The sequence below is a fragment of the Paenibacillus sp. IITD108 genome (assembly GCF_036541265.1).
Lineage (GTDB): Bacteria > Bacillota > Bacilli > Paenibacillales > Paenibacillaceae > Pristimantibacillus.
Genome location: NZ_JAZHCT010000014.1, coordinates 38208 through 54069, shown reverse-complemented (window position 1 = coordinate 54069; position 15862 = coordinate 38208). Strand labels below are relative to the sequence as shown.

Genomic DNA, 15862 nt, shown 5'->3' with positions numbered 1-15862 from the left:
TAATAGTTGAATATATAAAAATCAGTTATTAAATTGATCACTGTCTGGAGGAGGCTGAATTTGGAAAAGTTAAAGGTAGAGCATTTCGAAGCAAGAATTGCTAGACTTAAAGAAGTGATGCATCAGGAAGAGCTGGATGCTTGTCTTATTTATGGTGACGAATATAGAAGGGAAAGCTTGCGTTATGTGAGTAATTTCTGGCCGCTTTTTGAAAGAGGAGCACTTATTGTGCCTATCGCTGGAGAGCCTATTCTATTGGCAGCACCGGAAGGTGAAGTCATGTGCAAAGAAATGAGCGTATGGACAGATATTCGCTTTGTACCGGACTTTTCTTGTGTAACCGTGCCTGATGAAATTGAATATCCTCAAGCAAACTATACTAGCTTCCAAAAGGTTTTTGAGGAGCTGAGAAGCAAGGGAGCGCTCGGGAAAATAGGGATTGTAGGAATGGATGCTATGCCGCATACCGTTTATACAGCGATTCGGGACAGCGTTCCTGGCAGTGAAGTAGTTGATGCGAATGCCATTCTATTCGAACAGCGTCTATTGAAAACGAGTGAGGAAATTGCTTGTTTAAAGGAAGCGGCACGCATTGCGGATTGTGCGTATAGAGCATTGCTGCAAAGGGCAAAGCCCGGTGTAACGGAATTACAACTAGCAGCAGCGGCACATGAGGCGGCATTTCAAGAAGGTGCAGAGTATATTCCTTTCTGCCTTGTGTCGAGCGGTGAGCGTGTTGCCACGATAATTGGAAGAGCAACTCAAAAGGTTGTAGAAGATGGCGATATGGTCATGGCTGCGCTTGCGGTTCAATACGAGGGATATATAGCGACGATCAATTTTCCATTTGTAGTTGGAACAGCATCAGAGCAGCAAAAGAAATTTATTGATTTGTTAATAGAAGCAAATGAGAGAGGAAAGGCAGCAATTAAACCAGGAGTTCCAATGGCGAATATGGTAAAGGAAGTAAAGCATTATTTTAGAGAACAGGGAGTATCGCAGTATGATCTTTACCCGCCTCTTCATGGTTGTGGCGTAGCTGAGGCTGAATCACCCTATCCAAATGAGAATTCTACAGGTGTTTTCTTGACAGGTATGACCGTGAACACCGATATTAGCTTATTTGGCCATCCCGATGGCTCGAATCGAATTGAAGAATGTTTTGTTGTTACAAGCGATGGTCATGAGCCCATGTCGCAGCTTGTTGGGGAACTGAGTCGTCAGTGGCTATCGAGTCGGAATTAACTATAGACACCCGATAACAATTTGTTTTAAGTGTAGTGATCTAAGGACAGATTTGTAAGATGAGGGATTGTATAATGAAATATACTAAAGGGTTGAATTTTGTGTAGAAGGGTTTTAAGTAATAATTGTGTAATAAAAAAGGGTCATCACACAGCCGTACTATGGTTTGTGTGATGGCCTTTTTGACAGAAAAGGCGATAATTTTTAGAAGATCATATTCCATCGGAGTCAGATTGACATACTACCTTTAATTCTGATTTATCTTGTATATAGAATGACTATGGCCCTGCACATATAACTGTCTAAATTCGGTAGGTGTCATACCTGTATGCTTCTTGAATAAATCACTAAAATAGCGGCGATTGATATAGCCGAGTGAGTCAGAAATATCTTGAACCTGCTTATCTTCCATGAGCATGAGTTTAGCTTGTTCCATTCGCTCTTGTGTTACAAAATGATTGAAGGTAAGTCCAGTCTCTTGTTTGAATAGATTAGTATAATAGCTTGGACTAAAGTTAGCCTGCTTGGCACAGTGTGCTATCGTTAAATCTAAATGCAGGTTAGATCGAATATAGTGCAAGGATTGATCAATCACTTTTGCAGCTTCCTTTTGAAACATGGAGGCTATTAAGCGGCAAGCAGCCATGCCAATATCTTTGACTTGCATTTGCAGTGCAGAGTAACTCTTAGAGTTGGAGCGGAGCTCATGCAATTGCAATTCGAAGTCATACATTTTCTCAGAGCTTACTCTCTCGTGTACAGTACGAACAATAGCATGACCTAGTTCATAGCATAAGCTAGCAAGATATTCTGGATGAAGCAAGGGAGTCTGGGAGCTGTAGTTGGAAAAAATGTCATTCAAAATAGATAAGGTACGTTCACTATTACCAGATCGAATGGCTAAACCAAGCTCTTGCTCTTTGCCGTAAGACAAGGTAAATAGAGCAGGAGAACTAGCAATAATATCTCGGTATTGAAAAACGCCGTTACCGCCGCTGTAAAAGTGATAGGATAATGCTGTTATCGCTTGTTCATAGGATATTGAAATATCCTCTATATGCTCAACAACGTTTCCAAGACCGATAGACAATGTATATTTGGTGTACAGAGCTACATTTTCACGACACTTTTCTGCTACAGAAATAGGAGAAAAGCTGTCATCTTGATTGAAAACAAAAATAAAACGATAAGTGTTTTCTCTAAATACAATGCCATTTAACTGCTGTGGCAATGTTTCTTCCAATAGACTTTGCAGGGCAAAGAGAGTCAGTTCCATATCTCGAATGGACATAGATTTACTATCTTCCATAAAATGATCAATTTCTAGTATCATTACAATAATTTGTGATGGTTTTAGGTCAACTTGCAGAAAATTCAATCTTTCGAGTGTGCTGCTTGGGTTCGATCTGTAGTGAAGCAACAGCTGAAAAAAATCTTGACGCAGCACAGGCAAGCTTTCTTTTATTTGATGTTCCATCTGCTGCTGCTTCAACATTTTTTCTCGTTCAACCAAGATGCTTTGTTTGGCTTTTAATACAATCTCTTCGATACTTTTCAAAGAGAAAGGCTTCAAGATGAGATCGAAGGCTCCCAACTTGACAGCTTGCTGAGCATATTCAAAATCATTATAGCCAGTAATCATAATAACTTTGCTTAGCGGGAAGAACTCTTTTATTTTTTTTGTCATAGCAATGCCGTCTAAATTAGGCATACGAATATCGGTCAGAATGATATCAGGTTGTGAGGACTGGATTAAGCTCCAGCCATCATCACCATTAAGCGCTGTTCCAGACACAGTAATGCCATGCTTTTTCCAATCAATTTGTGTGGAAATGCCGTCAGTTACTGCTTTAATATCATCAATAATACATAACAGGATAGGGGTTGGTTGTTTATTATAATCTGACATTGTGCTCACCTTATCTCATTTATTATATTAGCTTCTAATCGACACTAGTATTTATTTTGAGTGGTAAATACAAAGTTATAACGGTCCCAATACCATATTCGCTACTTACTTGGAAGGAGGCAGCATCACCGTATTCGAGCATCAGACGCTGCGTGATGTTGGAGAGAGCGTATCCCTTCAGCATTTCTGTTGAGTTTGCAAGAAGATTGTCATCTTTTATTCCTTGTCCATTGTCCGTTACTGTAATTTGTAAGAGTGAATTCGTTTGATGCAAATTTATTGAAATGATACCGCCCTCATTGCGGTCCTGAAAGCCATGCAAAATGCAGTTTTCGACCAAAGGCTGCAGCAATAGTTTTAATATTGGTTGAGATTTATCGACTTGATCCCCAATATGAATGGAATAGTGAAAAAGCTCCTCGTAGCATTTTTGTTGAATAATCAAATACTGCTCTACATGGAGAAGCTCGTTTTCCAGAGTAGTTATTTCTTTGCCTCTATTAAGTCCTAATTGAAATAAGCTAGACAGAGAAAGCACCATTTCTTGAACATCCTCAAGCTGGTTCATCTGACTTTTCCAGTAGATAGTGTTTAAAGTATTGTATAGAAAATGCGGATCAATCTGAGCTTGGAGTGCCTTCATTTCAGATATTCGCTTTTGCTCCTCTGCAGAGACGACCTGCTCCATCAACCTTTGAATTTCACTAAGCATACGATTAAAGCGATGGCCTGCTTGTGAAAATTCATCTCTGCTTGAATCCTCAAAACGTACACTTAAGTCATTAAATTCTACTTTTAGCATAAGTGCCTGCAAGTTTTTCAATGGCGTCAAAAGCAATCGGGTAATCCATTGCGAAACTGTAAATGTTACAAGAAGGCAACCTAAAACAATCCATAATATAGCAAATTGAATACTTTTTGTTTCTTGTAGGAGAGCTGACTTAGGTACAATGCTGAACAGAATCCAATTGCTTTCTGTATTTAATTTAGTAAAACTAACGAAAAGCTCTTGATTATTTGATTTGAAGTTGAAGCTGCCTTGGTCTTGTTGTAATGCATTTGAGAACGAAAGACTGCTTAACAGTTGATCCGGTAAATGCTCATTATGAAAGACTTCAGCTCCTTGAATGGATGCTAACAGAAATTGTCCAGAGCTTAAGCTCAGCTTTTCATTTAGAAATTGCTTGAAGGCTTTGGAATAGAGATTGACAACTAATGTCGTGTTTTCTACATTAGTTGTCACACCCTCTGTCATATAAGTAATGACTTGATGTTTACTGAGAAATAAAGGATCTTGATGCTCCTCAATCCAAACATCTTTGTTTATAGCCGCATCTCGCTGATATCGTTTATTTAATGGAGAATCAAAAAAAGGATAATTGAGCTGGCGATGCTGTGGCAATAGACTATACTCTCCGTCTGGTGTATGCAATAGTATAGAATCTATCCAAGGCTCTGCAAGCATAAGCTGAATAAATGTAGATTGAAGCGTTGACAGACGTGTCTCATAGTTATTTAATTCCTGAGGTGATTCGAATTGAAACATACTTCGATATTCAGTACTTACTTTCATGGCATATATGGCTAGCTTGAATTTTTCAATACGCTCATCCAATGCGCGAGAGGCTATATCGAGCATATCCTGATTAATTTTATACGCATTTTCTTTAGCAGATTTTGTAGCGATTTGATTGGTTAACCATCCTGTAGCTAAAATTGCTAAGGTAACTGTAAGACTAATAAAGACATACATTCGTTGTTGAAAGGTTAATCTACGTCTCATTAGTGGACAACTCCTGAGCGAAAAGTTGCTCTATACTTAACATAGTCGATTTATTCTTGTCAAGAACCAATTATAGTTGATATTGAAGTTCTAGTGCTGTAAATATTTTGTTAAGATGATCGGGCTGGTGGAAGTCAGGGAGCAGCTCATATAGAATGGCTCTATTTTTTTCAAGTAGATTATCATTTAATGTGACCGTCTTTATATGAATGGTTTGCTGATCAATTTCAATGATGCGAAAGCTAAGGTCACATAATACCGCAGCTGTTTGCACGTAGTGCCAATTAGATTGTTTAACTATTGCGTGGGAGTGAGTATGTCCATTAAAGTAAACAGCTTCTCCCTCTCTTTTTTTTAGCAAGGGTCGAATATCCTGGTAAGCTTCAAATTGTCTATCAGAGGCAGGGGAATCAAAGGTAGTGCCTGCAACTGGATGATGAGCGAACACTAGAAGCGGTTTATTGCTGCTCGACTCAATATTTTTATCAAGCCATTGCCATTGGGCATCATCTAAACCAGAGCTAAATAATTCGTATTCTTTAGTGGTATCTAATAAAATTAGACTGGCCTCGGGTGTTGAGATTAAATCATAATGCGGAGCCAGTGTATAAGTATAGATAGCATGTTTGGATATGCCAAGTACATCATGATTGCCCAAAACCTGTCGAAAAGGCTTGTTATATTGTTGAATCAGGTCATAGACTTCTGTAAATTCCTCTGAGTTACCATTATGAGTTAGATCGCCTATCGATAAGTACAGGTCAGCAGCGACTTCAAAGAAGTGATCAAAATAAGCTTTGAAAAAATTAGTTTTTGCATTTTGCAGCATTTCTCTCTTTTTACTATTGCTTGCAATAATCGGGTAATGCAGGTCTCCCATTAAGGCGATGCGCAGCATGATGCAGGCCTCCTTTAATTTGAAATTTCACTAGTTATTTGACTCCCGAAGTTATAAAGCTATTAATAAATTGTTTTTGAAATACTAAAAATAATAAAAACAAAGGCAGCATAACCATGCAGGTTGCAGCAGCTAACGTAGCCCACTGGGGTCCTGCATCACTTGATTTAGCAATTAGAGAGAGCCCAACAGTAAGCGGTCTTTTATTTACAGAGTTTATAACGATTAGCGGCCATAGGAAGTTATTCCAATGAGCGCTAATGGAAACTATTGCAAATGAAAGATAGGCAGTTTTGGAAGACGGTATATAAATATATCTTAAAATTTGAAATGTATTGCAGCCATCAATTTTAGCGGCCTCTTCTAATGCAGTGGGAATACTCTTAAAGCTTTGTCTCATTAGTAGAAGTCCTAACGCTGATGCGAAATAAGGAGCCATTACGCCTGGAAGTGTGTCTATCAGCTGAAACTGCTTTATCGTCAAGTAGTTTTGTAATATCAAAACATCGGTTGGAACAATCAGTTGTGTCATGATGAGTCCTAGAAACAAAGTTTTACCCGCAAATGTAACTCGAGCAAGTGCATAGGCTCCAGTCGTAATTGTTAAAAATTGAATAGAGAGAATTCCAATTACGATTATTATTGTATTAAGTCCATATTTTAAAAAAGGGGCAGTAGCAAATACTTGTTTGAAATTTTCAAAGGTTAAATGAAAGGAGAAATCAAAGCTAGTAGCCATAGAGCCGGGGCGAAAAGCAGTCATGATTGCCCAAAATAAAGGAATAGCCCATAAGAGGCAAATGATGAATAGAAAACTATAGCTTAAAGCACTTGGTTTCTTTGCCATGGTACACCTCGTTTACTCCATTAATTTTCATAATGAGTCTTTCTATCTAATACAAAAAATTGCAATAAAGCAATAAGCAGCATACTTGCGAGCATAATAACGGTTAGTGCAGCTGCCCCGCCGCTGTTCCAAAACGTGAATGCCGTTGTATAGATGTAATACATTAACAGGTTACTGGAATTGTCCGGACCGCCGCCTGTCATAATGAATACAGTGTCTACAATTTTTACAGAGTTAACTAAACTGATTGTTAATACGAATAAAGTAGTTGGCATAAGAAGAGGCAGCGTAATTTTTCGAAAGGCATGAAAAGATGAGGCGCCATCAATTCTAGCTGCTTCATAATAATCTTTGGATATATTTTGCAGTCCTGATAGAAAGAACAGCATAATGAAACCTGCCTCATGCCAAACGTAAACGATAGCAATAGAAATTAAAGATAAGCTTGTATCAGTCAGCCAATTCACACTTGGTATCCCGAAAAAGCCGAGTATATTATCAAAAAAACCAATATTAGGAGTTAATAAGAACACCCAAATGAAGGCAAAGCCTATCATTGGCGAAACATTGGGATAGAATAGAGCAGCTCGAGCAATACCAATCCCTTTGAACTTCTTATTAACCAACAGGGCCAGCATAAGACCAAGACATATACTTATAGGCACAACCATCAAGGTGAAGCGGAGGTTATTCCAAATAACTTTTTTAAAGGTTGTATCCGCAAAAACATCCTGAAAATTACTAAATCCATTGAAGATAGGTTCCGGAAAAGAAAGGCTAGTTTGAAAAAAACTTAAGTGTATTGTTTTGAATATAGGAAATAAAGAAAAGATGCCTAGAAATAATACAGCAGGCGCAATTAGAATCCAGCCAGTCAAGTTTCGGCGTATTTGCTTTACAAGCTGATTTTGTTGCATGTAATCACTCCCTTAATGTAAGACGGGCCATCTTATAGATGACCCTTCTCCTTCCTTCAACTATTAATTATTTGTTGAAAGGTGCTAGTACTTTGTCAGATTCAGCCTGTGCATCCGCTAGTGCTTGTTCAGCGGTTTTACTTCCTGTTAAAGCGGATTCAATTGCTGAAACTAGAATTTGCATATTTTTACCGTTTTCATAAAGACGAAGCTCGCTGCCTGCATAATCCAGTTGATTTTTACCGGTTAGCGCTTGAGGCACATCTTGAACATATTGTTTCATCAGGTCTGTTTCGTAGGCGCTTTTTCGAGTGGCAATATATCCTGTATCGACATTCCATTGCGCTGTTCTTTCAGGCTCTGTAATCCAGCGTATAAATTTCCATGCTGCCTCTTGCTTTTCCTCGGAGGAGGATTTGAAAATATAAATATTGGCACCCCCGCTTGCTGATCCTTGACGTAATCCTTGTGGAAGGAAAGCCGTGCCAAAGTCAAACTTTGCGTTGTTTTTGATGTTGGCTAAATTTCCTGTCGTTGTAATAATAATGGATGTTTTGCCTTCAATAAAATTTGCGGGAGCAGTTTCCCATTTCACAACACCTTCAGGCATTACGCCGTGCTTTTTATTAAGATCAACAATATATTGCAATGCATCAACGTTGCCCTCTGTATTGAAAAGGGCTTTTTTTCCATCTTTAGTCATCAGTCCATCGCCGTTAGTGCTGTTTTGCTGAGAAAAAGCAGTAAAAATAAAACCGTCTGTTGGAATCATCATTCCCCATTGTTCTACATTGCCTTTAGCATCTTTTTTAGTAAGTTTTTTCCCGTATTCGACTAGCTCCTCCCAATTTTCAGGAGCTTTGTTAGGATCGAGACCTGCTTCAATGAAATGTTCTTTATTATAGTAAGCAATTAGGGTGCTTCGTTGGAAAGGGATACTCCAAATCTTATTATCGTAAACGGAGTTCTCCATCAAAGCTGGTAAGAAATCATCAATGTATTCATCTCCGCCATCTTTGGCAATCAGATCATTTAATGGTGTGATGGCATTCATAGATAGCAAAGTGTAAAGCTCTGAGTTACCTAGAATAGCGAAATCTGGAGAAGTTCCACTTTGGATAGCTGTAATTGTTTTCGTCATGGTTTCACTAGAATTTCCAGCAAATACAGCATTAAGTTTGATGTTTGGATTTTCATCCATAAATTGTTTGGTCTGGGTTTCAATTAATTTGGCAAGTGGTCCGCCAACACCGATCGGATAGAAAAAAGTTAGCTCGATTGTTTTGCTGGATTCATTGCTTCCATTATTTGCGGGTGAAGAACCGCACCCGCTAAGAGTAAGAACGATGAAAACGCTTAAAATTAACAGTAATGTTCTTTTCAATTTACTTCCTCCTCTTATCGTTTGACACTCATAAAAAAACTTCTATTCATAGTTATAACAGAAAGCAGCAGTTATGGGAGTGTACTAATCGGATGGCGATAGTGCAAAAATCTAACACACTTAGCACCTCAACGTTCACTCGCTATAAATAAGTTACATTGCGGAATCTGGTTTTGCACTCATTGTTAGAACTACAGAAAACGACTGCCGGTTTGACTCTTAAGTCTAACTGGCAGTCGTTTTCTATTGTTGTATGGATCGTGCGTTAAGATTATTCCCCTTCAAACGGCACCAGCAAGCTATGTTGACACGCAGTCTGCAAATCACGCCAAATTTGATTGATAGGCTCGTCCTCCATAATGGCTGATATGCCCATGTAAGGAAACAGGTTTTGTACGCAAGCTAACGCTGTTCTAGAGGTCCGCTGGCATACCTTGCTAATTTCTGTGATCTCTTCAGGAGTAAATGGCTGCTGATCCATATGGCTATTCCAGGACTGATCAATTGTCTCATAAAAAGTGCGGCTTGCGCTGCTCAATTGATTGTCTGCTTGCCTGATAAGTCCCATTATAAATTCGTATCTTCCTGCTCTTGTTGATTGCCATGCCTGCTGTCTTCGCTCAGCAAGCGATTTGGCTTCATCCAGAAAATGTCTGGAGATGCCAATGCAGATTGCGCAAAATGTGGCCTGGGCGAAAGGCAGAAACGGGTAGCTGAACAATGGCTCATCCAAGAAGGCAAGCTGCTCGGTTAAGCTAAACGTTCTTTCATCTGCCACAAACTGATTATTTACGATCATGGAGTGGCTGTCGGTTGCCTTTAGACCGAATGCTCGCCAATCGTGAACGATTTCTACCTGCTCAGGCGAGAATGCAAATGCACGAATTTCTGGGTTGTCAGAGTTGTTACTTTCGATTATACAATTGGCAGTGAAGGTGGTGGCATGCTCGGAGCCGCTGCAGAAGCTCCATTTTCCGTTTACAATATAGCCTCCTTCAGTGCGCACTGCTGTTCCAGTTGGCGCGCCGCTGCCTGCGATGACAGCTTGCGGTGGTGAAAAGACGCTTTTAGCTGTATCAGGCTGCATGAACGCAGCAAAGTATCCACCGCCGGCACCGATTGTTGTCAGCCATCCAAAGCTTCCGTCGACCCATGAAGCATACTCGAAAATTTTAAGTGCATCCGGCAAAGCCGCCATTTCTCCGCCCAATGCCTTAGGCACAAATAGTTTAAACCAATTGCGCTCTAAAATTAAGTTCAAGGCATCCCGCGCCAGACCGCCTTCATTTTCCGATTGTAAAGATACGCTTCGAATTTGATCGATCATATTTGGTTTCAGGTTCATTTGTATCTCTCCCAGCTGAAGTTATATAGATTAGAATAACACTGTAGACAATGGAAGTCATTCGAGCTATAATGATAGGCGCAAAGGCCATTGCATGCAAGACATAAATTAATTTTTAACAATAGCATATTGCCTGGGGTGCTGGAATCGGCTGGCTGAGATTGTGTCCCTTAAGACACTGACCCGTTAACCTGATCTGGATAATGCCAGCGTAGGGAGATGTGACGCACAATTCGCAGTATATTTCATGTGGAGTGTAAACAACGCCCTTGGATCGTTAAGATCAGGGGCGTTTTTTGGGTTATTTAGGAAATTATGCATCTATTAAAATTGTGAATAAGTATATCAAAATGCAAATCACTTCTCGGAGGATCTACTATCTGCTGCCATACCGTAACATGAAGTATGCGTTGTGGTGCAACAGGGATGATGATGGGCAGATCTGTTGTTTGGCGTACGCCGCGGCTGTTGAGCTCGAATGGATCCTAATGATGCGGACACTGGTGTCCGTTAGCGCTCATTTTTCGCCAACTACCCCTTTCTAGCGGACAGAAATGTCCGTTAGCGAGAAAAAAGCTAGAGAATTCGACGGAATTTTCTTCTAATGGTCATAAATGTCCGTATATTAAACAAAAATAACTGTTTTTTGGTTCTAACGGTCATTAATGACCGCACCACAAAGAAGATAGGCGGCTAAATAGATATCGGAAGCATCGCTTGTTTTTTTACACACGATGATGGCAGGTTAGGTCACCGATAGGTGATTTTGTACTGAAGTAGGCCGCGAAGCCGTTTATCCTTGGCTCAATAATGGTTTAGACATACTAGGAGGAGAAATACTGTGCAAAAAATGACTAGAAAAAGTATTTTTATTTTGATCGCTGTACTGCTTGTACTTACTGCTTGTTCCAAAAAACAGGACGGAAACACTGGACAAAAAGCTGGCGATAGCAATAACAAGCCTTTAACCGATGTTACATTAGTGCTGAACTGGTCGCCGAATACGAACCATACGGGTCTGTACGCTGCCCGGGATTTGGGCTATTATGCTGAAGAAGGTTTGAATGTTGATATTATTTTGCCTGGCGCCAGCGGACCGAATGCGATAGTTGGATCTGGTCAAGTGCCTTTTGGTGTAAGCTTTCAGGAAGGCGTAACAGATGCGCGTGTTGAGGGCGTGCCGGTTGTTTCGATAGCAGCAGTTATCCAGCATAATACTTCGGTGTTCGCTTCACCGGTTTCCAAAAATATTAAATCACCGAAAGACTTCGAAGGAAAGAAATACGGCGGCTTCGGAGCTGCAGCAGAGCCTGCCATTTTGGAGTCCTTAATGAAGGAAGACGGCGGTGCTGATGCCGATAAAGTGGAAATTCTTAATGTGGGTGAAGCAGACTTCTTTACATCTGTGCAGCGCGATATCGATTTTTCATGGATCTATTATGGATGGACCGGGATCGAGGCGGAATTGCGCGGAGTGGAGCTGGATACGATTTATTTGACTGACTACTCCAAGAAGCTGGACTACTATACACCGGTTATTATAACAAATGAGAAAACGATGAAAGAACAGCCTGAGCTGGTAAAAGCGTTTATGGCAGCTACCGCTAAAGGCTATCAATATGCAATTGACCATCCGGAGGAGTCCGCTCAGATATTGTTGAAAGCTGTGCCGGAGCTGGATAAGGATCTGGTTATTGCCAGTCAGAAATGGCTGAGCCCGCGCTACCAAGACGATGCTGCTCAGTGGGGCTTGCAAAAGCAAGAGGTTTGGGAAAACTACGCGAGCTGGCTGAAGGAATACAATTTGCTGGATAAGGAATTCGATGCAGCGGCAGCCTTCACAAATGAGTTTTTGCCTGCCGCAGATGCCTCAAAATAAGCAGTGAATCAATGATTGCGAAGTGACGACAAACGAACAGCCACTATTAAGAGGGGGTATAGTGATGCCAAATGCAGTAATGAGCTTTGAAGCGATTGCGCGTACGGAGGACTCTGCTCCATATATGGATCGTGCAGTGGAAATCCTTAAAGAGTCGGGCGTAAAATTTATTGTTGGACCGCTTGATACTTTAATGGAAGGCGAGCTTGGAGAGCTGCTGGAGGTTGTCAAAAGGGTAAATGAGGAGCTTTCCGCTATAGGCGGGAACACAAGCATTTCATCGCTGATCAAAATACACTTTGATCCTCAAGGCATCTCTATCGATCAATTGACTGAAGGGTATTAGTAAAGATGAAGAGAATGAGATTGACAGCCTGGTGGCCGCCCATTGTGGCGGCTGTGCTTTTTTTGATCCTATGGCAAGTGTCGACCGTATTGTTTGACATCCCGAAGTGGATGCTGCCAAGTCCACTGGAGATTGCTAACGAAGCTTACATCAGCTTGCCGCGTATATGGATGCATACAGCAGCAACAATCCGTATGACGATTCTCGGTTTTATTGCAGGTGCAACAGCCGGGATCACTTTGGCTTTCCTGCTGCACTTTTTTCCATTTATCAGAGCGACCTTCTATCCGTTTCTTATTATGAGTCAAAACATTCCGATCATTGCGCTTGCACCATTATTGATCATCTGGTTCGGGCTCGGACTGCTGCCAAAAATGATTATGATCGTTATCGTCGGCTTTTTTCCAATAACGTTATCGACCTTGAACGGCTTCGCACAGACAGATGCGGGGATGTACAGCTATATGCAGATGTCTGGCGCGACTAAAAAGCAGCTGTTCTGGAAGCTAGAGCTGCCGCATGCGATGCCTTTTCTCTTCTCGGGGCTGAAGATTTCAGCTACATACAGCGTAATGGCGGCCTTTATAGCAGAGTGGCTTGGAGGAAATACCGGGATCGGCGCCTACATGATTATTGCCAAATCCGCATTTCGTACTGACCGAGTGTTTATTGGAGTTTTTGTCATTGTATGCTTGAGTATGGCTTTGTTCGCTTGCGTCGTTCTCCTAGAGAGATGGTTGACACGCTGGAAAAGAAGCAAGTAAAGACGGGACGGACGATGGGAAAACGAAGCTGCAAAAAAGGTGAGGGAGTAAGGTGAACGAATCCATGTCAACAACGAAGCTGGAGCTGCATGGGCTGTCCAAAACGTATTCTAGCAAAGGTGCAGCGGCCAAGGTGATTGAAAATGTAACATTAACTGCATCCGAGGGGGAATTCGTCTCGATTATCGGACCGTCCGGTTGCGGGAAAAGCACTCTTTTTCATATTATTGGCGGGATTACTGAGCCGACTGCCGGCAAGGTTATGCTGGACGGCAAAGAGATCACAGGCAGCAAGGGGCTAATCAGCTATATGCCGCAACAGCCTGCGCTTTTTCCTTGGCGGACCATTCTGGACAATGTCATTATGGGGCAGGAGCTTGCAGGTTCTCCTAAGAAAGAAGCAAGAGAGGCAGCCAGAGAATGGCTCGCCAAGGCTGGACTTCAAGGCTACGAGAAGGCTTATCCGCACATGCTGTCAGGCGGCATGCAGCAGCGTGCTGCATTTATTAGAGCCTTGCTGAGCCCAAGGGAAGTGATGTGCCTGGATGAACCGTTCGGTGCACTTGATGCGTTAACCCGGCAGGACATGCAAAGCTGGCTGCTGGATATTTGGGAAAATAATAAACGTACCGTTTTATTTATTACACATAGTATTGAGGAAGCACTCTTTCTGTCCGACAAAATCGTATTGCTGTCTCGAAAACCGACCCATGTTTTAAAAGAGCTAGTCGTACCTTTGCCTCGTCCCCGTCAGGAAGAGGTAGTGAACGATCCAGTATTTCTTGAATTAAAGCAGCATATTTACGGCTTGATGAAGCAGGAGCAGAGGCACAATTAAAAGGAACCATGAAGCCATTCGTTCAGCTCTAATACTACCATTATTTTGTTGAATGAAGGCTTTCCAGCCATTGCTTAACGACATGTGGAATGCCTTGCTTTGCGTTAGGATAACGGAATTCGAAGCCCGTAGCTAGCAGCTTGGCATTTGAGAAATAAGTATGCGCAGTCGCGTATTCCGTTAGAACAGGCCCGATTACTAACCGGCACAGCCACGCAGGAATTTTGACTACTTTTCCGGTTACGCGCAGTTCCTGCTCTATTATATTTTTGAACGATTCGGAAGGCATAGGATTCGTATCACACAAAATATAGCTTTCCCCTGTTGCGGCATGTTTCATTAAATGCAGGCAGGCTCTCGCACAATCCTCCACATGAATTGGCGAAAACATCGGCTCATTTCCTTTTAAGGAGTAGATGGGCTTATTGTTATGCAAAGGTTCTATAAACAACTGTACAGTCCAGGAATCCGCACCATAAATTTGTGCTGGAAATACGGTTGTAATAGGCAGTCCCGTCTTCTTGTACTTATCCAGCACATTTACAGATGGGGCAATATAAGGTCCCCACCCTTTTGGGGTGCTGCGGTATGTTTCGTCCTTTGCCCGATCAGCGCCGCTGTCGCCCAAATAGCTGGTTCCCGCTACGTATATAATATTTTTAATTACAGTAGGATTGATATGTTCTAATAACCGCACTGTCATTGCATAATGGCCATCACTATACGCGGAAGCAACTTTTTTTGTAACCTTCTTCCCCCAAGTAGGCGGTGCCGCCAAGTGAATGATGTACTGGCATTGTTGAATAACTTTTTGCCATTCCCCATCCTTCAGCAAATCTCCTACGACCGCTTTAAGGCCTTTTTCCTCTAGCTGCTTTGCTTTTGCTGCAGAACGCGTAAGCACGATCAGTTCTATATTTTGTTTAATTGCTTCTTGAATTAATGTTTTACCTACATAGCCTGTGCCGCCTGTAACAAATACCTTATCCATTGCTTTGATCTCCTACGTTGTCATTTTTATATAAGTTAACACGAACTGAGGATTTGTTTTGTAATAGCGACTACGAATTTTAAATGCTTTTAATAATAAAAAAAGCTTCAAACCGGAAACCGATTTGAAGCGCTGTATGTCTGAAGGAAGTTGCTTATCTCAAAGTTTTCAAAGCGCCGCTCCAAGCAAGCACTTGGTCAAGCATCGCATTAACATTAGTCAAATGCAATTCAGCAGGCTTGAAAACAGAGAAGTTTTCGAAATCTGTAAACAAAGACAGAGTTGGATGTACACGAACATCAGCAACCAGTAGCTCTCCCAAAATACCGCGAAGATGCTCTGCTGCACGAGCTCCGCCAGTAGAGCCGTAGCTTACGATACCAGCTGCTTTGTTATTCCATGCTTCACGAGCAAAATCGATAGCATTTTTCAAAGCGCCTGAAATGCTGTGATTGTATTCTTGAACGATGAATACGAATCCGTCTAGGCTAGCTAGTTTTTGATTCCAAGCCGCAATGCCAGGCTCGCTGCCATCAGTTGTACCTAAGAACGGCAAATTGAAATCAGCAATATCAACGATTTCGTAATTTGCATCTGCGCGCTGCTCTGCTATTCCTTTTACCCATTCGCCTACTTGAGGACTAATGCGACCTTCACGAGTGCTGCCTAGAATAATTCCGATATTTAACTTCGACATTCTGTTGGTTCCTCCCTAG

The 15862-nt window shown here is 41.5% G+C and carries 14 protein-coding genes and 1 riboswitch; of the genes, 5 read left to right on the top strand and 9 right to left on the bottom strand.

Annotated features, from left to right (window positions below; translation table 11 throughout):
* Positions 1 to 60: 60 nt before the first annotated feature.
* Positions 61 to 1245 carry a M24 family metallopeptidase gene (locus V1L65_RS14065; protein ID WP_331699815.1) on the top strand — a complete coding sequence of 395 codons (1185 nt, stop codon included), beginning with the start codon at positions 61 to 63 and terminating at the stop codon, positions 1243 to 1245.
* Positions 1246 to 1492: 247 nt separating this feature from the next.
* Here the strand turns inward: V1L65_RS14065 and V1L65_RS14060 are convergent, their stop codons facing one another.
* The 7 genes from V1L65_RS14060 to V1L65_RS14030 form a co-directional block, all read right to left on the bottom strand.
* The gene (locus V1L65_RS14060; protein ID WP_331699814.1) at positions 1493 to 3154 is read right to left on the bottom strand and encodes a response regulator; all 1662 of its coding nucleotides are present in this window, start codon (positions 3152 to 3154) and stop codon (positions 1493 to 1495) included.
* 34 nt (positions 3155 to 3188) lie between these two features.
* Positions 3189 to 4937, bottom strand: a complete 1749-nt coding sequence (locus V1L65_RS14055; protein ID WP_331699813.1) for a sensor histidine kinase — start codon at positions 4935 to 4937, stop codon at positions 3189 to 3191.
* Positions 4938 to 5007: 70 nt separating this feature from the next.
* Positions 5008 to 5835 carry a metallophosphoesterase family protein gene (locus V1L65_RS14050; protein ID WP_331699812.1) on the bottom strand — a complete coding sequence of 276 codons (828 nt, stop codon included), beginning with the start codon at positions 5833 to 5835 and terminating at the stop codon, positions 5008 to 5010.
* A 34-nt stretch (positions 5836 to 5869) separates the two neighbouring features.
* The gene (locus V1L65_RS14045) at positions 5870 to 6682 is read right to left on the bottom strand and encodes a carbohydrate ABC transporter permease (RefSeq protein WP_331699811.1); all 813 of its coding nucleotides are present in this window, start codon (positions 6680 to 6682) and stop codon (positions 5870 to 5872) included.
* A 20-nt stretch (positions 6683 to 6702) separates the two neighbouring features.
* A complete protein-coding gene (locus tag V1L65_RS14040) occupies positions 6703 to 7599 on the bottom strand; it encodes a carbohydrate ABC transporter permease (RefSeq protein ID WP_331699810.1) in 897 nt (298 codons plus the stop codon).
* Between the two features lie 67 nt (positions 7600 to 7666).
* On the bottom strand, positions 7667 to 8983 hold the full coding sequence (locus V1L65_RS14035; protein ID WP_331699808.1) for an ABC transporter substrate-binding protein: 1317 nt from the start codon (positions 8981 to 8983) through the stop codon (positions 7667 to 7669).
* Between the two features lie 271 nt (positions 8984 to 9254).
* Entirely contained in the window at positions 9255 to 10328 is a 1074-nt protein-coding gene (locus tag V1L65_RS14030) for an acyl-CoA dehydrogenase (RefSeq protein ID WP_331699807.1), read from the bottom strand.
* Positions 10329 to 10452: 124 nt separating this feature from the next.
* Positions 10453 to 10563, top strand: a riboswitch (TPP riboswitch).
* A 615-nt stretch (positions 10564 to 11178) separates the two neighbouring features.
* On the opposite strand from V1L65_RS14030, the gene V1L65_RS14025 reads away from it, so the two are divergent.
* The 4 genes from V1L65_RS14025 (at position 11179) to V1L65_RS14010 (ending at position 14155) form a co-directional block, all read left to right on the top strand.
* Positions 11179 to 12207 (top strand): ABC transporter substrate-binding protein, encoded by a 1029-nt coding sequence (locus V1L65_RS14025; protein ID WP_331699880.1) that lies wholly within the window; start codon positions 11179 to 11181, stop codon positions 12205 to 12207.
* Positions 12208 to 12271: 64 nt separating this feature from the next.
* Positions 12272 to 12553 carry a thiamine-binding protein gene (locus tag V1L65_RS14020; protein WP_331699806.1) on the top strand — a complete coding sequence of 94 codons (282 nt, stop codon included), beginning with the start codon at positions 12272 to 12274 and terminating at the stop codon, positions 12551 to 12553.
* Positions 12554 to 12558: 5 nt separating this feature from the next.
* Entirely contained in the window at positions 12559 to 13317 is a 759-nt protein-coding gene (locus tag V1L65_RS14015) for an ABC transporter permease (RefSeq protein ID WP_331699805.1), read from the top strand.
* A 64-nt stretch (positions 13318 to 13381) separates the two neighbouring features.
* Positions 13382 to 14155: an ABC transporter ATP-binding protein gene (locus V1L65_RS14010; RefSeq protein ID WP_331699804.1), complete on the top strand. Its 774-nt coding sequence runs from the start codon at positions 13382 to 13384 to the stop codon at positions 14153 to 14155.
* 40 nt (positions 14156 to 14195) lie between these two features.
* Here V1L65_RS14010 and V1L65_RS14005 read toward each other — a convergent pair whose 3' ends face one another.
* Positions 14196 to 15146 carry an NAD-dependent epimerase/dehydratase family protein gene (locus V1L65_RS14005; protein ID WP_331699803.1) on the bottom strand — a complete coding sequence of 317 codons (951 nt, stop codon included), beginning with the start codon at positions 15144 to 15146 and terminating at the stop codon, positions 14196 to 14198.
* 154 nt (positions 15147 to 15300) lie between these two features.
* Positions 15301 to 15843 carry an NADPH-dependent FMN reductase gene (locus tag V1L65_RS14000; RefSeq protein ID WP_331699802.1) on the bottom strand — a complete coding sequence of 181 codons (543 nt, stop codon included), beginning with the start codon at positions 15841 to 15843 and terminating at the stop codon, positions 15301 to 15303.
* Positions 15844 to 15862 lie beyond the last annotated feature (19 nt).

What these genes read in the sequence shown, in the direction of transcription:
- V1L65_RS14050 (WP_331699812.1), bottom strand. Translation starts at nt 5,835, where the DNA reads ATGCTGCGCATCGCCTTAATGGGAGACCTGCATTACCCGATTATTGCA.
- V1L65_RS14000 (WP_331699802.1), bottom strand. Translation starts at nt 15,843, where the DNA reads ATGTCGAAGTTAAATATCGGAATTATTCTAGGCAGCACTCGTGAAGGT.
- V1L65_RS14030 (WP_331699807.1), bottom strand. Translation starts at nt 10,328, where the DNA reads ATGAACCTGAAACCAAATATGATCGATCAAATTCGAAGCGTATCTTTA.
- V1L65_RS14015 (WP_331699805.1), top strand. Translation starts at nt 12,559, where the DNA reads ATGAAGAGAATGAGATTGACAGCCTGGTGGCCGCCCATTGTGGCGGCT.
- V1L65_RS14020 (WP_331699806.1), top strand. Translation starts at nt 12,272, where the DNA reads ATGCCAAATGCAGTAATGAGCTTTGAAGCGATTGCGCGTACGGAGGAC.
- V1L65_RS14040 (WP_331699810.1), bottom strand. Translation starts at nt 7,599, where the DNA reads ATGCAACAAAATCAGCTTGTAAAGCAAATACGCCGAAACTTGACTGGC.
- V1L65_RS14025 (WP_331699880.1), top strand. Translation starts at nt 11,179, where the DNA reads ATGACTAGAAAAAGTATTTTTATTTTGATCGCTGTACTGCTTGTACTT.
- V1L65_RS14010 (WP_331699804.1), top strand. Translation starts at nt 13,382, where the DNA reads ATGTCAACAACGAAGCTGGAGCTGCATGGGCTGTCCAAAACGTATTCT.
- V1L65_RS14045 (WP_331699811.1), bottom strand. Translation starts at nt 6,682, where the DNA reads ATGGCAAAGAAACCAAGTGCTTTAAGCTATAGTTTTCTATTCATCATT.
- V1L65_RS14005 (WP_331699803.1), bottom strand. Translation starts at nt 15,146, where the DNA reads ATGGATAAGGTATTTGTTACAGGCGGCACAGGCTATGTAGGTAAAACA.
- V1L65_RS14055 (WP_331699813.1), bottom strand. Translation starts at nt 4,937, where the DNA reads ATGAGACGTAGATTAACCTTTCAACAACGAATGTATGTCTTTATTAGT.
- V1L65_RS14060 (WP_331699814.1), bottom strand. Translation starts at nt 3,154, where the DNA reads ATGTCAGATTATAATAAACAACCAACCCCTATCCTGTTATGTATTATT.